Source organism: Rhodospira trueperi (genome assembly GCF_900101965.1).
Classification (GTDB): Bacteria; Pseudomonadota; Alphaproteobacteria; order Rhodospirillales; family Rhodospirillaceae; genus Rhodospira; species Rhodospira trueperi.
In genome coordinates, this window is sequence record NZ_FNAP01000001.1 from 272,027 (window position 1) to 291,947 (window position 19,921).

The 19,921-nt window shown below is 66.6% G+C and carries 22 protein-coding genes; 14 read left to right on the plus strand and 8 right to left on the minus strand.

Annotated features, from left to right (window positions below; all coding sequences use genetic code 11):
* Positions 1 to 51: 51 nt before the first annotated feature.
* The gene (locus BLS85_RS01220; protein WP_092780888.1) at positions 52 to 720 is read left to right on the plus strand and encodes a FecR family protein; all 669 of its coding nucleotides are present in this window, start codon (positions 52 to 54) and stop codon (positions 718 to 720) included.
* 28 nt (positions 721 to 748) lie between these two features.
* Positions 749 to 1,315, plus strand: coding sequence for a hypothetical protein (locus tag BLS85_RS01225; RefSeq protein WP_143027047.1), 567 nt, complete (start codon positions 749 to 751; stop codon positions 1,313 to 1,315).
* A 7-nt stretch (positions 1,316 to 1,322) separates the two neighbouring features.
* Here BLS85_RS01225 and BLS85_RS01230 read toward each other — a convergent pair whose 3' ends face one another.
* The 4 genes from BLS85_RS01230 to uvrA form a co-directional block, all read right to left on the minus strand.
* Positions 1,323 to 2,633 (minus strand): phenylacetate--CoA ligase family protein, encoded by a 1,311-nt coding sequence (locus tag BLS85_RS01230; protein ID WP_092780893.1) that lies wholly within the window; start codon positions 2,631 to 2,633, stop codon positions 1,323 to 1,325.
* 142 nt (positions 2,634 to 2,775) lie between these two features.
* Positions 2,776 to 3,168: a nucleotidyltransferase substrate binding protein gene (locus BLS85_RS01235; RefSeq protein WP_092780896.1), complete on the minus strand. Its 393-nt coding sequence runs from the start codon at positions 3,166 to 3,168 to the stop codon at positions 2,776 to 2,778.
* Positions 3,156 to 3,482, minus strand: coding sequence for a nucleotidyltransferase family protein (locus BLS85_RS01240; RefSeq protein WP_092780899.1), 327 nt, complete (start codon positions 3,480 to 3,482; stop codon positions 3,156 to 3,158). Before BLS85_RS01240 ends, BLS85_RS01235 begins: the two co-directional genes overlap by 13 nt.
* A gap of 14 nt (positions 3,483 to 3,496) precedes the next feature.
* Complete coding sequence (gene uvrA, locus BLS85_RS01245; RefSeq protein ID WP_092780902.1) at positions 3,497 to 6,367, minus strand: excinuclease ABC subunit UvrA; 2,871 nt, start codon at positions 6,365 to 6,367, stop codon at positions 3,497 to 3,499.
* Between the two features lie 279 nt (positions 6,368 to 6,646).
* Here uvrA and BLS85_RS01250 point away from each other — a divergent pair, with 279 nt between their 5' ends.
* The 4 genes from BLS85_RS01250 to BLS85_RS01265 are packed head-to-tail and all read left to right on the plus strand — an operon-like array spanning position 6,647 to position 10,023.
* A complete protein-coding gene (locus tag BLS85_RS01250; RefSeq protein ID WP_092780905.1) occupies positions 6,647 to 7,504 on the plus strand; it encodes an ABC transporter ATP-binding protein in 858 nt (285 codons plus the stop codon).
* Positions 7,501 to 8,205, plus strand: coding sequence for an ABC transporter ATP-binding protein (locus tag BLS85_RS01255; protein ID WP_092780908.1), 705 nt, complete (start codon positions 7,501 to 7,503; stop codon positions 8,203 to 8,205). The genes BLS85_RS01250 and BLS85_RS01255 overlap by 4 nt, the downstream gene beginning before the upstream one ends.
* A gap of 16 nt (positions 8,206 to 8,221) precedes the next feature.
* The gene (locus tag BLS85_RS01260; protein ID WP_092780911.1) at positions 8,222 to 9,085 is read left to right on the plus strand and encodes a branched-chain amino acid ABC transporter permease; all 864 of its coding nucleotides are present in this window, start codon (positions 8,222 to 8,224) and stop codon (positions 9,083 to 9,085) included.
* Entirely contained in the window at positions 9,085 to 10,023 is a 939-nt protein-coding gene (locus BLS85_RS01265) for a branched-chain amino acid ABC transporter permease (RefSeq protein WP_092780914.1), read from the plus strand. The genes BLS85_RS01260 and BLS85_RS01265 overlap by 1 nt, the downstream gene beginning before the upstream one ends.
* Positions 10,024 to 10,026: 3 nt before the next feature.
* Here the strand turns inward: BLS85_RS01265 and BLS85_RS01270 are convergent, their stop codons facing one another.
* A complete protein-coding gene (locus tag BLS85_RS01270; protein ID WP_176793241.1) occupies positions 10,027 to 10,524 on the minus strand; it encodes an outer membrane protein assembly factor BamE in 498 nt (165 codons plus the stop codon).
* Between the two features lie 166 nt (positions 10,525 to 10,690).
* Between BLS85_RS01270 and BLS85_RS01275 the strand changes: the two genes are divergently transcribed.
* The 7 genes from BLS85_RS01275 to BLS85_RS01305 all read left to right on the plus strand — a co-directional run bounded on the left by BLS85_RS01275 (position 10,691) and on the right by BLS85_RS01305 (position 15,523).
* Complete coding sequence (locus tag BLS85_RS01275; protein WP_092780920.1) at positions 10,691 to 11,302, plus strand: ubiquinol-cytochrome C chaperone family protein; 612 nt, start codon at positions 10,691 to 10,693, stop codon at positions 11,300 to 11,302.
* Positions 11,299 to 11,886 carry a YceD family protein gene (locus BLS85_RS01280; protein ID WP_143027048.1) on the plus strand — a complete coding sequence of 196 codons (588 nt, stop codon included), beginning with the start codon at positions 11,299 to 11,301 and terminating at the stop codon, positions 11,884 to 11,886. Before BLS85_RS01275 ends, BLS85_RS01280 begins: the two co-directional genes overlap by 4 nt.
* Before the next feature lie 147 nt (positions 11,887 to 12,033).
* The gene (gene rpmF, locus BLS85_RS01285) at positions 12,034 to 12,216 is read left to right on the plus strand and encodes a 50S ribosomal protein L32 (RefSeq protein ID WP_092780926.1); all 183 of its coding nucleotides are present in this window, start codon (positions 12,034 to 12,036) and stop codon (positions 12,214 to 12,216) included.
* A gap of 66 nt (positions 12,217 to 12,282) precedes the next feature.
* Entirely contained in the window at positions 12,283 to 13,344 is a 1,062-nt protein-coding gene (gene plsX, locus BLS85_RS01290) for a phosphate acyltransferase PlsX (protein WP_092780929.1), read from the plus strand.
* The gene (locus BLS85_RS01295) at positions 13,344 to 14,318 is read left to right on the plus strand and encodes a beta-ketoacyl-ACP synthase III (protein WP_092780932.1); all 975 of its coding nucleotides are present in this window, start codon (positions 13,344 to 13,346) and stop codon (positions 14,316 to 14,318) included. The genes plsX and BLS85_RS01295 overlap by 1 nt, the downstream gene beginning before the upstream one ends.
* A gap of 243 nt (positions 14,319 to 14,561) precedes the next feature.
* Positions 14,562 to 14,879 carry an integration host factor subunit alpha gene (ihfA, locus tag BLS85_RS01300; protein WP_092780935.1) on the plus strand — a complete coding sequence of 106 codons (318 nt, stop codon included), beginning with the start codon at positions 14,562 to 14,564 and terminating at the stop codon, positions 14,877 to 14,879.
* A gap of 38 nt (positions 14,880 to 14,917) precedes the next feature.
* The gene (locus tag BLS85_RS01305; protein WP_342728833.1) at positions 14,918 to 15,523 is read left to right on the plus strand and encodes a MerR family transcriptional regulator; all 606 of its coding nucleotides are present in this window, start codon (positions 14,918 to 14,920) and stop codon (positions 15,521 to 15,523) included.
* A 35-nt stretch (positions 15,524 to 15,558) separates the two neighbouring features.
* Here BLS85_RS01305 and BLS85_RS01310 read toward each other — a convergent pair whose 3' ends face one another.
* Genes BLS85_RS01310 through phaC form a run of 3 tightly spaced genes read right to left on the minus strand, consistent with a single transcriptional unit; the run spans position 15,559 to position 18,468 of the window.
* The gene (locus BLS85_RS01310; protein ID WP_218128233.1) at positions 15,559 to 16,269 is read right to left on the minus strand and encodes a class I SAM-dependent methyltransferase; all 711 of its coding nucleotides are present in this window, start codon (positions 16,267 to 16,269) and stop codon (positions 15,559 to 15,561) included.
* A gap of 31 nt (positions 16,270 to 16,300) precedes the next feature.
* Positions 16,301 to 16,660 (minus strand): hypothetical protein, encoded by a 360-nt coding sequence (locus BLS85_RS01315; protein WP_092780944.1) that lies wholly within the window; start codon positions 16,658 to 16,660, stop codon positions 16,301 to 16,303.
* Positions 16,657 to 18,468, minus strand: a complete 1,812-nt coding sequence (phaC, locus tag BLS85_RS01320) for a class I poly(R)-hydroxyalkanoic acid synthase (RefSeq protein ID WP_092780947.1) — start codon at positions 18,466 to 18,468, stop codon at positions 16,657 to 16,659. Before phaC ends, BLS85_RS01315 begins: the two co-directional genes overlap by 4 nt.
* A gap of 450 nt (positions 18,469 to 18,918) precedes the next feature.
* On the opposite strand from phaC, the gene BLS85_RS18980 reads away from it, so the two are divergent.
* Positions 18,919 to 19,920, plus strand: coding sequence for an OmpA family protein (locus BLS85_RS18980; RefSeq protein ID WP_176793243.1), 1,002 nt, complete (start codon positions 18,919 to 18,921; stop codon positions 19,918 to 19,920).
* Position 19,921: the final 1 nt, after the last annotated feature.

A 19,921-nucleotide genomic window follows, 5' to 3' on the forward strand; every position in this document is an offset into this window, starting at 1 on the left:
TGTTCCGCCGATGGCGGCATGTTCTGACGAGAAGCAAGAGGGGGGGCGTGGATGTCCGACCGGGGTGGCACGCGGAAATGGCGTCAGGTGTTGGCGGGAACGGGGCTGTCCGCGTTGATCGTGGCCGGCGCCGTCGGCGCGGCTTCGGCCCAAGAGACGGCGGCGGCCGGGACGGTTGCCTTCGTGTCGCTGTTCGGCGGGACCGCGACCATCATTGATGACGGCGCCGAGAGCGCTCTAGGCAATTCCGGCGCCCGCATCGGACCGGGGGACCATGTCGTGACCGGCACTCGCGGCCGCGTGGCCGTGCGCCTGGACGGCGGGATCCGCTTCGCGCTCGGTCCCAACACCGATCTGCGCTTCGATGCGCCGCGCGAGGAAGCCGATGGCTGGTGGGGCGCGGTCACCGTGGAGACGGGAATCATCCAGGCGGCCTTCGCGCCGGAGCCGCCGTGGACTCAGGTTCTCGTGTCCAGTCCGGCCGGCGTCGCCACGTCCGAGGGCGGCAATTTCGTGCTTGAGACCGACGGCACGATGACATCGGCCCTCTCGTTGGGGGCGCGGGTCGTGGTGAGCGGGCAGGGCGACGGCGCCGACACGGCGGCGGTGCTGGGTCCGGGGGTTGGCGTGGACGTGATGCCGGGGTGGGCGCCCTATGCTCCCGTGCGCTGGGCCGAGAGCCGTGTCGAAGACTTCATGACGCGCGGAGCGTTCCCCTGACGGACTCCGTGCCGGAGCAGAAAAGACGATGTCTGTGAAATCAATGGTCCGTGCGGTGATCGTCGCGTCGAGTCTGGCCGTGTCCGGCTGTCTGGTCACGGAAGCACCCGTCATCGTGGATGGAACCCGCTGGGAGGGGCTGACGGGCCGCTACGCCGTGGATGCGCCGGATTTCGGTGACATGGTGGTGACCGAGGGCACGGACCCGCGCTCGGGGGCCGAGGCCTATCGGGTGGCGATGTTCCGGCCGGGCAACGAGCGCGTCGGCGAGGTGCTCTGGGTGGTGCTCGACTCGCCCCTGGACGGACGTGCCGTCGGGCAATACCGGGGCGAGGTCGACGACTCGCTGGAGAACGGGGTTCTGGTGCTTGAACGGCGCGACGCCGACACGTGGGCCGTGATGTTCCAAGGCGCGACCTTGATGCCCGAGGACCCCGAGGCGCTGCTGGCGTCCCACGACGTGACGATGGAATCGTTCATGGGCCTGTCCGTGGAACTGAAGGGCGATCCAGAGGATGTCCGGGCCGTGCTGCGGGATCTGGCGCGGACGGCGACACCGGGCGAGGAGACCCTGGTGTTGACGCGGGAACGCTGACGACGCCCTATCGGCGCAGATCCCGGACCCGCGTCGCCTTCCCCTCCGACCGCGGCAGGGTACCGGGGGCCAGGATGGAGACGCCGCAGGTGACGCCGACAATGGACTTGATGTGCCGGCGCACCCGATCCGCCATCGCCGGATAGGCGTTGGCGGCCACATCGGGTGCCGCCTCCACCTGGACATCGAGGGTATCCAGGCTCCCCTGACGTTCCACGGTCAGCAGATAGTGCGGCGCCGTGCCGGGGAAGCCCAACATCACCGCCTCGATCTGCGACGGATACACATTGACGCCCCGGATGATGATCATGTCGTCGTTGCGGCCCGTCACCCGCATGATGCGCACGTGGGTGCGGCCGCAGGCGCACGGATCGTCCGACAGGCGCGTGATGTCGCGCGTGCGGTAGCGGATCATGGGCAGGGCTTCCTTGGTCAGCGTGGTGATGACCAGTTCGCCCGTGGACCCCATGGGCAGCGGCTCCAGCGTCTCCGGGTCGATGACCTCGAACAGGAAGTGATCCTCCCAGCCGTGCAGGCCGCACCGGTGCGGGCATTCCATGGCCACGCCGGGGCCGATGATCTCCGACAGGCCGTAGGAGTCGGTGGACTGGATGCCCAGGCGGGCGTCGATCTCCCGGCGTAGGCCGTCGCTCCACGGCTCACCACCGAACAGGCCGATGCGCAGCGGTGAGTCGCGCAGGTCGACCCCCATGCGCTCCGCCGCTTCGGCGAGGTTGAGGGCGTAGGACGGCGTGGAGCACAGGATGCTGGCTTCCAGATCCAGCATCATGGCGATCTGGCGTTCGGTGTTGCCGCCAGAGATCGGCACCACCGTGCAGCCCAGGCGCTCGGCGCCGTAGTGGAATCCCATGCCGCCGGTGAACAGGCCGTAGCCGTAGGCGTTGTGTACCACCTCGCCCGGGCGGGTACCGGCGGTAGCCATGGCTCGGGCCATCATGTCGGACCAGCGGTCGATATCCCCGGCGGTGTAGCCGACCACCGTCGGCTTGCCCGTGGTCCCGGAGGAGGCGTGGATCCGCACCACCTGCGTGCGCGGCACCGCGAACAGACCGTAGGGATACGTGTCGCGCAGATCGGCCTTCACGGAGAAGGGAAAGCGGCGCAGGTCATCCAGGCTGCGCAGATCGTCGGGGCCGACCCCGTGCGCTTCGAAGGCCCGTCGTGTGTGCGGAACGTTCGCGTACACGTGCGCCAGGGTGCGGCGCAGGCGATCCAATTGCAGGTCGGCCAGCGCCGCGCGGGGCAGGGTCTCCACCTGCGGGTCGAACATTCCGGCCTGCGGCGGCGTGGCAGTCATCGTTGGGTCCCTCCGGCGACATCGTGTGGGCGGTCGTTCTAGCCCAACTTCGCGGGCCAGCGCATCAAGAGATGGCATTCGCCGATATCGGATGTGGCGGGACCAGGAACGCGCCCGGCCGGAGGGCGCGTCGCGGTTCGGGTCAGGCCGCTGTCAGGCCGTCCAGCCACGCGCGCGGCGCGTCGGCATGGGCAGGCAAATTCCGTTCAAGATCCTGCGCCAGTCTTTCGTTGTAGGTGTGGGAGGCGAGATTGCGGTCGTCGACCATGTGCAGGGCGGCCTCACCCGTGGGCTCATCCAGGATGCCGGCGGTCACGCACGACCGGATGGCCGCGCGCGGCGTGTTGGCGACGCCCCCATGGCGTTTGCGCAACACCGCCTGAGCGTCTTTCCAGGTGGCTTCGAAGGAATACACGAACCGGAGGATACAGACGTCGCGGCGTTCCACGGGCGGCAGGGCATCGTTGTCCAGCGCCGCGAACAGCGTGGCCTGGGCCTTGTCCGCCAATTGAAGACGTTCTTTCACTCGGTCCACGGCACGCCCTCCTCATAGACCCGGCCGCGAAAATCATCCGACGTCCTGCGCAGGTCAACAACATCGCAAACCCAGGGGACAGCGGTGTCCTCCAGCGCCTCGCGCAGATCGGCGATGACCAGCGGGTTCATGTCTGGCGGGGCGTCGACGGCGATGTCCACGTCGCTGCCGGGCCAGGCCGTGCCCGTTGCCCGCGAGCCGAACAGCCACGCCTGCGCGCCCGTGCCGGCCAGCGCCTCCCGCACCACGTCGCGCAGCGTCGCGAGGTAGCGGGCGTGGCGGTCGGACTCTGTTTCTTGCAGCACGGTCGGCATGGGGTTTCCTGCGTCTACGCCGGTCTTCTCTTGCGCGCCGCCGCCTCCAGTAGATGGCCCTTGAGGTACTGCCCGGTGTAGCTCTCGCGCGTCTCGGCCACCGCTTCCGGCGTGCCCTGCGCCACCAGCCGGCCGCCGCCGGAGCCCCCCTCCGGCCCCAGGTCGATGATGTGGTCGGCGGTCTTGATGACCTCCAGGTTGTGTTCGATCACAAGCACCGTGTTGCCCTGATCGACGATGTGGTGCAGCACCTCCAGCAGCTTGCGCACGTCCTCGAAATGCAGGCCCGTGGTCGGTTCGTCGAGGATGTAGAGCGTGCGCCCGGTGGCGCGGCGCGACAGTTCCTTGGCCAGCTTGACGCGCTGCGCCTCGCCGCCGGACAGGGTGGTCGCCTGCTGGCCCAGGTGGACGTAGCCCAGGCCCACCCGCTGCAACAGTTCCATCTTGTCACGGATCACCGGCACGGCCTTGAAGACCTCCGCCGCTTCCTCAACTGTCATATCAAGAACGTCGGCGATCGACTTGCCCCGGAATAGGATTTCCAGAGTTTCACGATTGTACCGCTTGCCCTTGCAGACATCACACGTCACGTAAACGTCGGGCAGGAAGTGCATCTCGATCTTGATGACGCCGTCGCCCTGGCAGGCCTCGCAGCGTCCGCCCTTGACGTTGAACGAGAACCGCCCCGGCTTGTATCCCCGCGCCTTGGCGTCAGGCAGGTTGGCGAACCAGTCGCGGATGGGCGTGAAAGCCCCGGTGTAGGTGGCTGGGTTGGAGCGCGGCGTGCGCCCGATGGGCGATTGGTCGATGTCGACGATCTTGTCGATATGCTCGACGCCCTTGATGGCGTCGTGCGGGGCCGGCAGCTCGCGGGCGCCGTGCAAGTGGCGGGCCAGCGCTTTGTACAGGGTCTCGACGATCAGGGTGGACTTGCCGCCACCCGAGACGCCCGTCACGCAAGTGAAGGTGCCCAGCGGGATGTCCACCGTCAGGTCCTGGAGGTTGTTGCCGCGCGCGCCCTCGATCCGTAGCGCCTTGCCGTTGCCGGGCCGACGGTCGTCCGGCACCGTCACCGTCCGGCCGCCGGTCAGGTACTGCCCGGTCAGGCTGGCCGGGTTGGCCATGACCTCCTCTGGCGTGCCTTCGGCGACGATGGTGCCGCCGTGGACGCCGGCCCCGGGTCCCATGTCCACCAGATGGTCGGCGGCACGGATGGCGTCCTCATCGTGTTCGACCACGATCACGGTATTCCCCAGGTCGCGCAGCCGCTTGAGCGTGGCCAGCAGGCGGTCGTTGTCGCGCTGGTGCAGCCCGATGGAGGGCTCGTCCAGCACGTACAGCACGCCCGTCAGGCCGGAGCCGATCTGGCTGGCCAACCGGATGCGCTGGCTCTCGCCGCCCGACAGCGTGCCGGAGGTGCGCGACAGCGTCAGATAGGTCAGGCCGACGCTGGTCAGGAAGCCAAGGCGCTCATTGATCTCGCGCAGGATGCGGTGAGCGATCTCCCGGTCCTTGGGGCGCAGGCGCTCTTCCAGTCCCGCGAACCAGTCCAGCGCGGCGCTGATGGACAAATCTGAGATCTCGCCGATGTGGCGGCTGTCGATCTTGACCGCCAGCGCCTCGGGCTTAAGGCGGAAGCCCTCGCAGGACTCGCAGGGGTGGGAGGCCTGATAGCGCGACAGTTCCTCGCGCATGCCGGCCGACTCGGTCTCGCGCCAGCGTCGGGCGATGTTGGGAATCACGCCCTCGAACGGCTTTTCGGTGCGATAGGACCGGCTGCCGTCGTCGAAGTGCAACGCGATGATCTCGTCGCCGGAGCCGTGCAGGAGGACCTCGCGCGCCCGCTCCGGCATGTCGCGCCACGGGGTGTCCATGTCGCCGCCGTAGTGTGTGGCGACGCTGGCCAAGGCCTGGGCGTAGTAGGGTGCGGGTTGGCCGTACGATGACCACGGCGCAATGGCGCCGTCGCGCAGGGTCTTGTCCGGGTTGGGCACAACCAGGTCGGGGTCGAAGTACAGCTTGACGCCCAGGCCGTCACAGGCCGGGCAGGCGCCGAACGGGTTGTTGAAGGAGAACAGGCGTGGCTCGATCTCCTCGATGGTGAAGCCGGAGACGGGGCAGGCGAACTTGGCGGAGAACACGGTCTCCTCGCCGCTGGAGGCGTCTTCGGTGATCAGCAGGCCGTCGGACAGGCCCAGCGCGGTCTCCACCGAGTCGGCGAGGCGCGTTTCGAGTCCCGACTTGACGATCACCCGGTCCACCACGACGGCGATGTCGTGCTTGCGCTTCTTGTCCAGGGCCGGCACGTCGGCGATGTCGTGCACTTCGCCGTCCACCTTCACCCGCTGGAAGCCGCGCTTGCGCAACTCCCCCAGTTCTTTGCGGTATTCGCCCTTGCGGCCGCGTATGATGGGGGCAAGGAGGTACAGACGTGTGCCCTCGCCCATGGCCATGATGGCGTCCACCATCTGGCTGACGGTCTGGCTTTCGATGGGCAGGCCGGTGGCCGGCGAGTGCGGCACGCCGACCCGCGCCCACAGCAGGCGCATGTAGTCGTGGATCTCGGTGACCGTGCCGACGGTGGAGCGCGGGTTGCGGCTGGTGGTCTTCTGCTCGATGGAGATGGCCGGGGACAGCCCCTCGATGGACTCCACGTCGGGCTTCTGCATCAGCTCCAGGAACTGGCGCGCGTAGGCCGACAGGGATTCGACGTACCGCCGCTGGCCCTCGGCGTAGATGGTGTCGAACGCCAGCGACGACTTGCCCGACCCTGACAGCCCGGTGATGACCACCAAGCGGTCGCGGGGCAGGGTGACGTCGATGCCCTTCAGATTGTGCTCGCGCGCGCCGGTGACGCGGATGGTGTGGGTTGCTGGAGGGGTCATGGTCCGCCGATGGTTGAGGGGTCGAGGGCGATGCGTCGTACATAGAAGGCCCGGCGGGGTGGGACAAGCGAGGCCCCAGGATGGCGCGCCGCGCAAACGGCTTGCCGCTCCGTTGCGATCCCGGCATGGTGGGCGCCCACCGCCGAGTCGTTCGGGGGCTTGCCCCTTGCGCCGCCTTGGTATACACAGCCGCGCCGCCCGGGGAAGTGTTCCGGGGTGGTCGGTCCCTCGACGCGATGTTGGCCGAGTGATCCCGTTGCGACGGAAGGTTTTTTCCCCGTGATCCAGATCGAAGGTGTTTCCAAGGCGTTCGGCGGCCTGCGAGCCGTCGACTCGGTGCATTTCACGGTGGCGACCGGCGGCATCACCGGCCTGATCGGACCCAACGGCGCCGGCAAGACCACGCTGTTTTCGATCCTGGCCGGGTTCCTGCACCCCGACGAGGGCCGCGTGATCCTGGACGGGGAGGACGTCACCGGCCTGCCGCCGCACAAGCTGTTCCATCGCGGGCTGGTGCGCACCTTCCAGATCCCCAAGGAATTCTCCCGCATGACGGTGCGGGACAACCTGATGATCGTGCCGCCGGGGCAGTCCGGCGAGGTGCTTGCCAACGCTTGGTTCCGCTGGGGCGCGGTGCGCCGCGAGGACACGCGGGTGCGCGCCAAGGTGGATGAGGTCCTGGAGTTCTTGAATCTGACCCATGTGGCCGACGAACTGGCGGGCAACCTGTCCGGCGGGCAGAAGAAGCTGCTGGAACTCGGCCGCACCATGATGATCGACGCCAAGGTCGTGCTGCTCGACGAGCCCGGCGCTGGCGTCAACCGCACCTTGCTGAACAACATCCGCGACGCCATCCGTCGGCTGAATCAGGATCGCGGCTACACCTTTTGTCTGATCGAGCACGATATGGACCTGATCGCCCAGTTGTGCGATCCGGTGGTGGTGATGGCGCAGGGGCAGGTGCTGACCCAGGGCTCCATGGACGAGATTCGGGCCAACACCGAGGTTCAGGATGCCTATCTGGGCGGTGGGGTCTCCGGGCGCGGGGTGTCGGCCATGACCGACGACGACATCGGCAAGGGCGGCAACGGTGCCACCGATGGGGCGGATGAGACCGACGAGGAGTGGCGGCCATGACCCTGCTGGCCATTGAGGGACTGACCGGCGGGTACGGCGGGGCGGACATCCTGCACGGGGTCGACCTGCGGGTGGAGCCGGGCGAGATGGTGGTTATCATCGGCCCCAACGGCGCCGGCAAATCGACCCTGATGAAGGCGGCCTTCGGGCTGGTGAAGATCCGCGAGGGCGCGGTGCTGTTCGAGCGGCGTGATATCACCGCGCTGCGGCCGGATCAGATCGTGCGTCAGGGGATTTCGTATGTGCCCCAGGAACAGAACGTGTTCCCCTCCATGACCGTGGAGGAAAACCTCGAGATGGGCGCCTTCATCCGGAATGATGATATCCGTCCGCAAATGGACAGAATCTATACCTTTTTTCCACGTCTGGCGGAGCGGCGCGATCAGGTCGCGGGCTCCATGTCGGGCGGCGAGCGGCAGATGCTGGCCATGGGCCGGGCGCTGATGCTGGAACCCAAGCTGTTGTTGCTGGACGAACCGACGGCCGGGCTGTCGCCGATCTTCATCGACCAGACGTTCGAGCGCATCCGCAAGATCAACGAGGCCGGGATCGGGATCCTGATGGTCGAGCAGAACGCCAAGCAGGCGCTGGCGGTGTGTGATCGTGGCTATGTGCTGACCATGGGGCGGAACCGGGTCGACGACACCGGCCCCAATCTGTTGGCCAACAAGGACGTGGCCGAAATGTTCCTGGGCGGCTGACGGGAGACGCGGCACGATGGCGACCGACCTTCTGCAATTGGCGATCTATGGCGTTGTTTCGGGCAGCATTCTGACGCTGGGCGCCATCGGTGTGTCGCTGATCTACGGTATTCTTCGCTTCGCTCATTTCGCGCATGGCGATTTAATGGCCGTCGGGGCCTACTTCGCGTTCTCGCTGGTGGCCGGGCTCGGTTTTCCGCTGTGGGCATCGGCGCCGTTCGCGGTGGCCGGAACCGCGCTGGTGGCCGTGGCCATTGATCAGACGGTCTATCGGCGGTTGCGACGGGTCTCACCCATCATCCTTCTGATTTCCTCCTTCGGCATCGCCATTGCCCTACGCAGCGTGGTCCAGCTCATCTGGGGGCCGCACAATCAGGTCTATGCCAGCGGCATCCAATTGCCGTGGCGAGTCGGCGACATCGTGATCAAGCCGGACCATGTGTGGATCGTTCTGGGGGCCATCGTGCTGGTGACCGCGCTGCACCTGTTCCTGACACGGACCAAGATGGGCAAGGCGATGCGGGCCATGAGCGACAACATGGACCTCGCGCTGGTCTCCGGTATTCCGTCGGAGAGGGTCATCGTGGTCACCTGGGCCGTGGGCGGCGGCATGGCGGCGGTGGCCGGCATCTTCCTGGGCATGGATACGCGCCTGCATCCGGTGATGGGGTGGTCGCTGCTGCTGCCGGTGTTCGCCGCCGCGATCCTGGGCGGCATCGGCCGACCCTACGGCGCCATCGCCGGCGGCATGGTGATCGGGCTGGCCATGGAGATGTCCACCGTGGTCATCGACCCGACCTACAAGCCAGCGGTGGCCTTCGCGCTGATGGTCCTGATGCTGATCGTGCGCCCACAGGGCCTGTTCAAGGGGAACCCGTGATGGAACTCGGCGGCCTTCTGACCTACGGCGTCTTCTTCCTGACCCAGGCGGGCATCTACGCGGTGCTGGCGCTGGGGCTGAACGTGCAGTACGGCCTGACCGGGCAGATCAACATCGGCGTCGCCGGGTTCTTCGCCGTCGGCGCCTACACCAGCGCCATTCTGACGACGGCCACGAGTTCCGCTCATCTGGGCGGCTTTGATCTGCCGTTCCTGGTGGGGATCGCGGGGGCCATGGCCGCGTCGGCCATCGTCGCCGTGGGCATCGGGTGGGTGACCATGCGACTGCGTTCGGACTATCTGGCCATCGCGACCATCGGTATCGCCGAGATCATCCGGCTTGCCTTCAAGAACGAGGAATGGCTGACCAACGGCGTGCGCGGGATCCCCGGCATTCCCAGGCCGTTCGTCGAAACCTTGGGCGCGGATCCCCTCATTTCCCTGGGCGTGGTGTTGGGGTTCATCCTGCTGGGATACTGGATGGTGGAGCGGGCACGGCGCTCCCCCTGGGGCCGGGTCCTGAGGGCCATTCGGGAAAACGAGGACGGTGTGATGGCCGCCGGCAAGAACGTGGCTCGCTTCCGCCTGCAGGCGTTCGTGTTCGGCTCCAGCCTGATGGGCATGGCCGGGGGCCTGTACGCCCACTTCCTCGGTTTCATCAGCCCAGAGGCGTTCATGCCGCTGTACGGGACCTTCCTGGTGTGGGTGATGCTGATCGCTGGCGGCGCCGGAAACAACCGGGGCGCCGTGCTGGGGGCCTTCGCCATCTGGATGCTGTGGTCGGCGACAGACTCGTTGACGAGGGAGTTGGGCGCCGAATACGCCACCCAGGCGGGTGCGCTCCGTGTGCTGCTGATCGGGGTGCTGCTGCAGGTGATCCTGATCGCCCGCCCGCAGGGCATCCTGCCCGAGCATGGGCGGCGCAAGGGATCGCGGTAGCGGTTACAGCCCTGGAATTTCCTGCGTCATACCGCCGTCCGCGCCCTCGAAGCGCCCGAGGTTGCCGAGCAGCTGTTCCATGATGCTGAGTTCGTTGCCCAAGGTGGGCGTCTCCCGCTGCACCACGTCCACGTTGCGCCCGTCGTCCAGGCCGAGTTCGCGCAACTCGCTGACCCGTCCGTTGCTGTCGAACGAAATGGCCAGCACGCGCCGGTCCAGTTCCTCGCGCTTGAAGACCGCGTATTGCTGGGTCCGGGCGCTGATGTAATACCAGGTTTCGTCGTCGAACGTGGCGGTGGCGGACGGCGTGCCGAGCAACGCGGCAACCTCTGCCCGGGTTTGTTTGCCGACCTCGATCTGGTCCACGCGCTCCCGGGTGGGGTCGTTACCACGCGCGGCGATGTCCGGGGCGCAAGCGCCAAGCGTCAGGACGACACAGACAGCCGTTGCCTTGGCGATCCTTGACGGGTCGACTCGACGGAAAACGGGACGAATGGCCAAGAGATGTCCTCCCAGGACGAACGGTCTTCCCGGGGTGCCGCGTCAAGGTTTTGCGCGGCCTGCCCAGGCCCCTTAATATACCAACGACACCGGTTTGTGAAAGGGTGCCCCGACGCGGTCGACAGGGCCGGGCAGGGCGCCGCAAGGAGATGGATTTCGCAAGATCATGTTCAGTCGATTGTTTGGTGCCCGCTCCCGCGAGCGGGCGCAGTCCCGGGCCGTCGTCGAGGCCCTCTATGCCGAGGTCGTCCGGCGGACGCGCCAACCCGTTTTCTATCTCGACTGGGGCGTGCCCGACACGCTGGACGGTCGCTACGATATGCTCGTTCTGCACATGCATGCCATCTTCCGGCGGCTCGGGGCTTTGCAGCAGGAGCAGGCGCAGGAAACAGGAGGCCGGAAGGAGGAGACCGAGGCGGCCGGCCTGTCCCAGGCGCTGTTCGATCACATGATCCGTGACCTCGATTCCAATCTGCGGGAGGCCGGCGTCAGCGACATGCGCATCGGATCGCGCATGAAAAAGCTGGCGCGAGGGTTCTACGGTCGCGTGACCACCTATGACGCGGCCCTGAGCTCGGGGGACGACGCCGCGCTTCGGGATGCGCTCGACCGCAATGTCTACCAGAAGGTCGCGGCGCCACCCGAGGCCCTGGCCGCCCTGACCGCGTATGTGCGCGATGTCATGGCGGCGGCGGACGGCTGGACCTGGGAGTCGCTGTCGCGCGGTGTCGTCCGGTACCCGGATCCGGCGGGTCCATCCCGGGAGTCGGCGTCGTGACCGAGGCACCACAGCACATGCATCCCGAGTTTTCCCGCAGGGTTGCCGTGGCCTCGCTTCCGGCCGACGGACGGGAGATGGTGGTTGCGGCTGACGTGGACGAACGGCGGGCACTGGCGGATCGGTTCGGTCTGGCGGCGCTCCACAGGCTCGCGGCGACAGTGACGATCCGGCCCCTGGGCGGGGGGCGCGGCGTGACGCGGGCGGAAGTGACGGGCACCCTGGAGGCCGAGGTTGAGCAGACCTGCGTGGTCACGCTTCAACCGCTGTCCCGAACCGTACAGGAGGCCCTTCGCGTGCGGTTCTCCGATGAGGCCGGCTCGGATGTCCCGGAAACGGCGCTGGATTTCGATCCGGCCGGGGATGACGATCCCCCCGATCCGATCCTCGACGGGGAAATCGATTTGGGCGAGGTCCTGGCGGAGGCGCTGGGGCTGGCGTTGGACCCGCATCCCCGCGCCGATGGCGTGGCGTTTGACGCAACGGCCTGGACCGGCGCGCCGGTTCCGCAGGAAGAGGAAAAGGTGGCCGACGGCCCGTTCGCGGCGCTCGCGGCGATCAAGGCGCGGTCGCGGTCTTCGTGAAAAACAGCGACTCGGTCACCTCCCGTCGCTTGCGGGGCCGAGTGAATTCCGTTACACAGACGCGCTCGTGCCTGGGGTCGGAGGCGAAGGTTTCCCCGTCCCTGTTTCCTCAGGCTTTGCGCGACTTCGACAATGTGGACAGGTCCGATGGCGGTACCCAAGAGCAAAATATCGAAATCCCGGCGCAACATGCGACGGGCACATCACGCGGTCAAAAGCGGCCCTTACAGCGAATGCCCGAACTGCGGGGAGCTGAAGCGGCCCCATCACGTCTGCGCGCATTGCGGCCATTACGACGGCCGTGAGGTCGTCAATCCCGAGGCGGCCTGATAAGATCATGCAGGGGCGCGCCATCGAACCGCGCGCCGACACCCGAACCCGTTGAATGGGGGCCTCGTGAGCGGACGCCTCACCCTTTCCCTGGACGCGATGGGGGGCGATCATGCCCCTGACATCGTTCTGAAGGGAGTCCAGATCGCCCGTACCCGGCATCCGGATGTGCGGTTTCTTCTGCACGGCGATGAGGCCGTGCTGGGGCCCATGCTGGCGCGGGATCGGACGCTGGCCGACGCTTGCGAGATTCGGCATGCCGACGGCGTGGTGGGCAACGACGAGAAGCCGTCCCAGGCGCTGCGGCGCGGGCGGGACAGCAGCCTCTGGAAGGCCATTCAGGCGGTCAAGGACGGTGAGGCCGCCGGTATGGTCTCGGCCGGCAACACCGGCGCCTTCATGGCCATGGCGAAGCTGTCGCTGCGCACGCTGCCGGGCATTGACCGGCCGGCGATGGCCGCGCTCATGCCGACCCAGCGCGGCGATCTGGTGATGCTGGATCTGGGCGCCAATGCCGAGTGCGACACTGACAATCTGGTTCAGTTCGCCATTATGGGCGAGGTGTTCGCCCGCACTGTTCTGGGCCTTGAGCAGCCCAATATCGGCCTGCTCAACATCGGCACCGAAGACCAGAAGGGCACCGAAACTCTGCGTCAGACCTCCGCCATTCTGCGCGACAGCACACTGCCGATCCGATTCCACGGGTTTGTCGAGGGCGACGACATCGGCAAGGGCACGGTCGATGTCGTGGTGACGGACGGATTCACCGGCAATGTCGCCCTCAAGGCGATTGAGGGAACATCCAAGCTGTATTCGTCCTTCATGCGACGGGCCTTTGAAAGTTCGATCATCAGCCGCATCGGCTACCTGATGGTGCGCACGGCCGTGAACAAGGTCCGCGCCCGGGTGGATCCCCGGCGTTACAATGGGGCCATGTTCCTGGGTCTGAACGGAATCGCCGTGAAATCGCATGGCGGCACGGATGCCGTCGGGTTTGCCAACGCCGTGTGCGTGGCCGTGGACCTGGGCACGCACGGGTTCAACGAGACCATCAAAGGCGAGTTCATGAAAGTGCAGCGGGCCTCGGGACTCGATCCGGAGACGCTTGAAAGAGCGGCGAACGGCTGATGACACCGCGTTCCGTTCTTCTCGGGACCGGCTCGTACCTGCCGTCCCGCACTGTCACCAATGCCGAACTGACCGAGAGCATCGACACGACCGACGCCTGGATCCGCGAACGATCCGGGATCCAGGAGCGTCGCATTGCCGCGGACGGCGAATGCACGTCAGACTTGGCCATTCAGGCCGCGCGACGGTCTTTGGAGGGGACGCCCGTCGATCCGTCCGCCCTCGACCTGATCGTGGTGGCGACGGCCACGCCCGATCAAACGTTCCCGGCAACGGCGACGAAGGTTCAGGCGGCGCTGGGCGCCATCGGCTGCATTGCCTTCGATGTCCAGGCGGTTTGCACCGGTTTCATCTACGCCCTGGCCACAGCCGACGCCTTTATCCGAGCCGGGCAGGTGCGTACTGCCCTGGTGGTCGGAGCCGAGACCTTCTCGCGCATCCTCGATTGGGAGGACCGCTCCACCTGTGTTCTGTTCGGTGATGGGGCCGGCGCGGTTGTCCTGAAAGCCGGGGAGGGGCGGGGCGACGCCTCCGACCGGGGAATCCTGTCGACTCATCTGCACGCCGATGGTCGCCAGCATGATCTGCTGTACGTTGACGGGGGGCCGTCCTCGACCCAGACTACCGGCTTCGTGCGCATGCAGGGCAAGGAGGTGTTCCGCCACGCGGTGGTGAACATGGCCCAGGTCGTGGACGAGGCGCTACGGGCCAACGGGGTGACGGTGGATGATCTCGACTGGTTGGTTCCCCATCAGGCGAACCAGCGCATCCTGGAGGGCACGGCCCGCAAGATCGGTTTGCCGACCGAGAAGGTGATTTCCACCGTGGCGCGCCACGCCAACACGTCAGCCGCCTCCGTGCCGCTGGCGTTGGACGAGGCGATGCGGGACGGGCGAATCCGGCCGGGGCAGCTGGTTCTGCTTGAGGGCATGGGCGGGGGCTTCACCTGGGGGGCGGCTCTGGTGCGCATCTGACCCCGAAAAGGGGTCGGCGCCCGCCGTTGATCCGCTTCCATGCCGGTTTAATCTCCCCCCTCCAAACGACTGATATTGACGAATTTCCGGCAACCCAGTAATCTTGAAGCTTGGGTCTGGTGCGGGGCTGGCTCCGTATCGGCGGGGGCGTGTGTTCGGGATCGGTTGGTCACCTTTCCCGTGTCCTGTCTTGTGTCTCGGTCAATGGCATCGGGCAGGCAAAAGCAAAAGGGTCACGGTGGCATGGGCAGCCAAACCATCACGCGGTCGCAACTCAGCGAGGCGGTCTACCAGGAAGTCGGTCTGTCCCGGAACGAGTCGGCGGATCTGCTTGAATCCGTTCTTGATGAAATGTCTCAGGCTCTGGCGCGCGGAGAAACGGTCAAGATTTCCTCTTTTGGAAGCTTCTCGGTGCGCGAGAAGGGGCAACGCATCGGTCGCAATCCCAAGACCGGCGAGGAGGTCCCCATCATGCCGCGCAAGGTGCTGGTCTTTCGTCCGTCTCAATTGCTCAAGAGCCGTATCAACAAGGCCGCGACATCCCGCGCCGGGAGCGCGTGATGGCCAGCGCCGGTGTTCCTGAACGAAAGGAGAAGGCCGTGGCGGAAGGCCAGGCCCGGGATGCGGGTGGGCGCCGTTCCCAGAAGTCCGACGCCGCGTTTCGCACCATCAGCGAGGTCGCGGCGGAATTGGACGTCCCCCAACATGTGCTGCGGTTCTGGGAGACCAAGTTTTCGCAGATCCGCCCCATGAAGAGGGGCGGGGGGCGACGCTACTACCGTCCCGAGGACGTCATTCTCCTCACCACCCTTCGTGACCTCCTGTATCGCGAGGGTTACACCATTAAGGGTGTGCAAAAGCTGCTGCGCGACAACGGCGCCAAGGCCCTTGTCACCACGGTTCGGGAACGCCAGGAGAAAGCCGAGGGCGGCATGGTCGGTCCCGTCGGTCTGGCCCTGTCGGATGACCGCGAGAGCCTGGAATTCGAGGGCGGGGACGATGAGCCCGACTCCATGCTTGTGGAGGGCGCCGACGATGATGCGGACGCAGCGGATTTCGATGGTCCGGCCATGGCCGACTCGACGGGCGGCTTGGACGATCCGTTGCGGGGCGACCTGATCAAGGTGGTCGATGATCTTGTGGCGCTGCGGGCCCTGCTGCGTCAGGCGCTGGATGCGACGCGCCCGCCGCCGCCCCCGCCCTGAGGACCGGGACCCGCAGTCCATCATCTCTCCGCCTATCAGGGTTTGCGTGCCGCGAGAACCAGGAACGCCGCGCCGAAGGTCGTGTACGTGCCGATCGCCCGGTCGATCGGACCGAGAGCCCGCGCAGCGGGTCCGACCGGGGGATAGTAGATGGACCCGGTGACGCGGGCCTCTTCCAGTCCCGCCTCTTCGGCCAGTCGTTTCAGACCCTGCGGGGTCGCGAACCGAGCGCGGCTCCAGATCGGGTGGCCCAGCCAACCCCTGACGCGGCGGATGGCCGCCCAGGCGCTGTGCCGGCCAAGGGTGCCGATGATGAGGCGGCCGCCGGGCTTCAGGACACGGACCATCTCGCGCACGGCCCCTCCGGGATCCGCGACGAAACACAGCGCCGTGATGGAAACCACCCCATCGAATGTGTCCGCCTCGAAAGGCAACGCATCGGCCTGACCGATGTCGAAGGAGACGCCGCCCCGCTGCGGCGCGGGGCGCTTCCGCGCGGCGGCGATCATCCGCGGCGAGGCGTCAAGGCCGGTGACATGGGCGCCCTGCCCGGCAAGGGCCATGGCCAGAAGGCCGTCACCGCAGCCGACATCAAGGATGCGTAGGCCGGGCGCGGCGCCGACGCGGTCAAGAATCAGATCGTGTTCAAGGGAATCGGTGATCCGGCCGAGACGGCTGTCCCGCCATCGCGCGTAGGCGGCGGGCAGTTCTTCGATCTCGGGAGGCGCTTCCGTCTTCTCCGCCACAAGATTCCCCTTCCGGTTTCCGCGCTCAGGGTCAGGGGCGTCCCGGCGTATAGAAGTCCGGACGCGCAAGGTCCGCGCTGCCGTCCCGGATGGTCTCCGCATCAAGCGACTGGATTGCCTCCGCCAGGGCATCGCACCGTGTGCCATGGTCGCGCGCCTGGGCGGCGCCGGCGTCCCGGGCCGCGTTCCGCGCTGATCGGTCCAGACATTCGACCTGATAGCGCGCCATGAGCGCCGAGGGCGAGAGCGTTCCGATCTCCGCCGTGGCGTCCGGATCGGCCAGCGCGGGACCCGGCATGACAACCAGCGCCCCGCACACCAGACCCGAAAGAACGCGTGGCCACGGCTTCTGGTGTCGGCGCCGACTTTGATACGTGTTCACGTCTGTCATACCGCCCGAATCTTGACGTAGCTGCCCGGGGCGTCCTCGATGGGCTTCAGCTTGCCGTCGCCCGGCTGGCGTGCCGGCACCTGCTCGCCCGCGTGCCTGGACACCCAGGTTTTCCAGTCCGGCCACCAGGAGCCTGGGTTTTCCTTGGCGGATTCGAGCCAGGTTTCCGGGTTCTTGGAGCGGCTGGAACTGGTCCAGTGACAGTACTTGTTGGCCGCCGGCGGGTTGATGACGCCGGCGATATGGCCCGAGGCGGCGAGCACGAACCGGACCGGCCCCTTGTACAACTGGGCGCCCCGGAAGGTGGAGACCCAGGGGGCGATGTGGTCCTCGCGCGCCGACAGGAAATAGGACGGCGTCTTGATGGTGGTCAGGTCGATGGGAACGTCGGCCACGGTGACCGCGCCCGGTTCCTTCAGCGCGTTCTCCAGGTAGCACTTGCGCAGATAGAAACTGTGCATGGCCGCCGGCATCCGCGTGCTGTCGGAGTTCCAGTACAGTAGGTCGAACGGGAACGGCTCCTTTCCCATCAGGTAGTTATTGACCACGAACGACCAGATCAGGTCGTTTGAGCGCAGCATGTTGAAGGTCGTCGCCATTTCGGCGCCGTCCAGATAGCCACGCTCGAACATTTCCTTTTCCAGATGATCGATGGTGGTCGGATCGATGAAAACGCCCAACTCGCCGGGCTCGACGAAGTCCAGCATGGTGGTGAAATGGGTCGCGGAGGCCACCCGGTCCTGCTGCCCCTTGGCGTGCAACCAAGCCAGCATGACACCGAGGAGGGTTCCGCCCAGGCAGTAGCCGATGGTGTTGACCGCACGCTCTCCCGTGGCCTTTTCCACAGCCTCCAGTGCTTCCAGGGGACCTTCCCGAAGGTAGTCGTCGAATCCAACATCCCGATAGGTCTCGTCGGGATTGATCCAGGAGATGGTGAATACGGTGTGGCCCTGGGATACGGCCCAGCGGATGAACGAGTTCTTTTCTCGCAGATCGAGGATGTAAAACTTGTTGATCCACGGCGGGATAATCAGAAGCGGTGTCTTGTGGGCCGTCTCCGTCGAGGGGCTGTACTGGATCAACTGCATCAGCCGGTTCTGATACACCACCTTGCCCGGCGTGGTGACAATGTTTTCGCCGACCTTGAAGGCATGCTCGTCCGTCATGGTGATGCGCAACTGGCCCTTGCCGCGCTCCAGGTCGGCGAGCATGTGTTCCAGACCGTGCAGCAGGCTTTCGCCCTTGGTCTCGATGGCCGTGCGCAGCACCTGCGGATTGGTCATGACGAAGTTGGTGGGCGCCATGGCGTCGACCAGCTGGCGGGTATAGAAGTCCACCTTGCGGGCCACCGGGCTATCCTCGCCCTCCACGTCGTGGACCAGGCCGAGCATCCAACGGGACGTCAGCAGGTATGACTGCTTGATGAAGTCGTAGACCTCGTTCTCCTGCCACATCTCGTCGCGGAAGCGGTGGTCGCTTTTTTCAGGGCGGACCAGCGGTTCCGTTTCCTGGCCGAGCCAGCGCTGGGCCGCGTTCTGCCACAGCGACATGTACTCCTGCCAAAGGTTGAACTGCGCCTCCATGATCTTGGCGGGATTGGCCATCATCTTGGTGGTCATGTCCAGGAACGCCTCGCTGACGTTCAGGGGATCGCCGAACGGGATCCCTCCGTTGCCACTGGCCTGCCGGCTCAGAAAATCACTGACCAGGCGCTGACCATGCTCGGCGATCTCCGTCATGGCCTGCGCGAATTCCTGCGGGTTCGGATGCTTGGGGATGTCTTCGGTCTTGCCCTGTTGATCGGCCATCGTCCCTTCCTCTATCATCCGATGCGTGCTGACGCCGCCAAGGCGTTAGGCTTTGCCCTGTCGGTCGGGGATGTGACGGGCGTCGCGGGATTGACGCGCATTGTGGGGTATGATCCCGTGCCGGCCAAGAGGCTTGCGACGGGTGCAGAACGGTCTTTCCAACATGGGACAGGATGGGCCGGCAAGCAACCCGAAGCTGACGGTCCCTGTTCCGGGTGTTCCGGAGCGGTTACGTCGGGTGTCAGGCCAGGGTCGGCGGAGCCGACCATCAGATCAGATCCGAACCCCGGGTTCGGCGTGCAACGGCAGGGGGAGATGACGGGCGTGACCAGACCCGGCGCAGGCAGACAGGTGAACGAACTGAACCGATTGCTCAGAGCCGCCGTTTCCCGGGAAGGCGTGGAGCGGCAATGCCCGCCCCGGCGAAGAGGCTGGGGGGCGGTGTTGGCCTTGTGTGGGGTCCTCGTGGTCGCGGGGTGCGCCGACGATCCGCCGCCGGAGGCCTCTGGCGACTATCCGGATATCGCGGACAGTCCCGCCGAGCCGCCACAGGTCGCGTCGGTTCAGGAACGCGAGGAAGTGGCGGAAGGACTGCGGGCCGACCGGCGCGAGGATCGCTACGAAGAGATGCCCGGCGCCCGACGCCGGTCCAGTGAGGTGCGACCGCCGGAATACACACCGCCCGCCGCGACGGACGCGCCGGCGGCCACGCCCCCGGCGGCGCGATTGGACGCCGGTGAACAACCGACCCCGGTTGCGGGAGAGATTGACCGTCAGGATATCCCGCCACCGCCCGGCGCCGAACGCGCGGCGACGGCGGGAACCATGCCGGCGTGGACGCCGCCCCCCGCTCAATCCATGGCGATGGGTCCGCCCCCCGCTCCGGGCTATGGTGGCGGGCCCATCGTGGTGGATTCACGCGGCGTGACCACCATGGGTCCCGGGGGGCCGATGACCACCCCCGGCCCCTATCCGGTGGCCGGGGCAGGGGTCGGCGTATCCGGGTATCCGGCGGGCTACGCCGCCGGCTTCGGCCCGGCCGTTGCCGCTCCGGGTGTTCAGCCGCTTTCGGCCTACGGGCCGCTGGGTGGGGCGCGGACCCAGCGGGTCGCCGTCATCTATTTCGCCGACGGTTCGGCCAATCTGTCGGGGCGGGACCAACAGGTTCTGCGTCAGGTGGCGGGGCTTCAGCAGCGTTATGGCGGCGTGATCCGGGTCGTCGGTCATGCCTCCAGTCGCACCGCCGCAATGGACATCACCCGTCACAAGCTGGCGAATTTCAACGTGTCGCTGGCGCGGGCCAACGCGGTGGCAGGCGCTTTGGCGAACGCGGGCGTACCCGGACGGTTCCTTTACGTGGGTGCGGTGTCCGACAGCCAGCCCGTCTACTACGAGATCATGCCCACGGGCGAGGCCGGCAACCGGCGGGCCGAGATTTACATGGATTACTGAC

Bases quoted from the DNA above. Each gene is read 5' to 3' on its own strand.
- BLS85_RS01220 (WP_092780888.1), top strand. From the start codon at position 52: ATGTCCGACCGGGGTGGCACGCGGAAATGGCGTCAGGTGTTGGCGGGA.
- BLS85_RS01225 (WP_143027047.1), top strand. From the start codon at position 749: ATGTCTGTGAAATCAATGGTCCGTGCGGTGATCGTCGCGTCGAGTCTG.
- BLS85_RS01230 (WP_092780893.1), bottom strand. From the start codon at position 2,633: ATGACTGCCACGCCGCCGCAGGCCGGAATGTTCGACCCGCAGGTGGAG.
- BLS85_RS01240 (WP_092780899.1), bottom strand. From the start codon at position 3,482: ATGCCGACCGTGCTGCAAGAAACAGAGTCCGACCGCCACGCCCGCTAC.
- uvrA (WP_092780902.1), bottom strand. From the start codon at position 6,367: ATGACCCCTCCAGCAACCCACACCATCCGCGTCACCGGCGCGCGCGAG.
- BLS85_RS01255 (WP_092780908.1), top strand. From the start codon at position 7,501: ATGACCCTGCTGGCCATTGAGGGACTGACCGGCGGGTACGGCGGGGCG.
- BLS85_RS01260 (WP_092780911.1), top strand. From the start codon at position 8,222: ATGGCGACCGACCTTCTGCAATTGGCGATCTATGGCGTTGTTTCGGGC.
- BLS85_RS01265 (WP_092780914.1), top strand. From the start codon at position 9,085: ATGGAACTCGGCGGCCTTCTGACCTACGGCGTCTTCTTCCTGACCCAG.
- BLS85_RS01275 (WP_092780920.1), top strand. From the start codon at position 10,691: ATGTTCAGTCGATTGTTTGGTGCCCGCTCCCGCGAGCGGGCGCAGTCC.
- rpmF (WP_092780926.1), top strand. From the start codon at position 12,034: ATGGCGGTACCCAAGAGCAAAATATCGAAATCCCGGCGCAACATGCGA.
- BLS85_RS01295 (WP_092780932.1), top strand. From the start codon at position 13,344: ATGACACCGCGTTCCGTTCTTCTCGGGACCGGCTCGTACCTGCCGTCC.
- ihfA (WP_092780935.1), top strand. From the start codon at position 14,562: ATGGGCAGCCAAACCATCACGCGGTCGCAACTCAGCGAGGCGGTCTAC.
- BLS85_RS01315 (WP_092780944.1), bottom strand. From the start codon at position 16,660: ATGACAGACGTGAACACGTATCAAAGTCGGCGCCGACACCAGAAGCCG.
- phaC (WP_092780947.1), bottom strand. From the start codon at position 18,468: ATGGCCGATCAACAGGGCAAGACCGAAGACATCCCCAAGCATCCGAAC.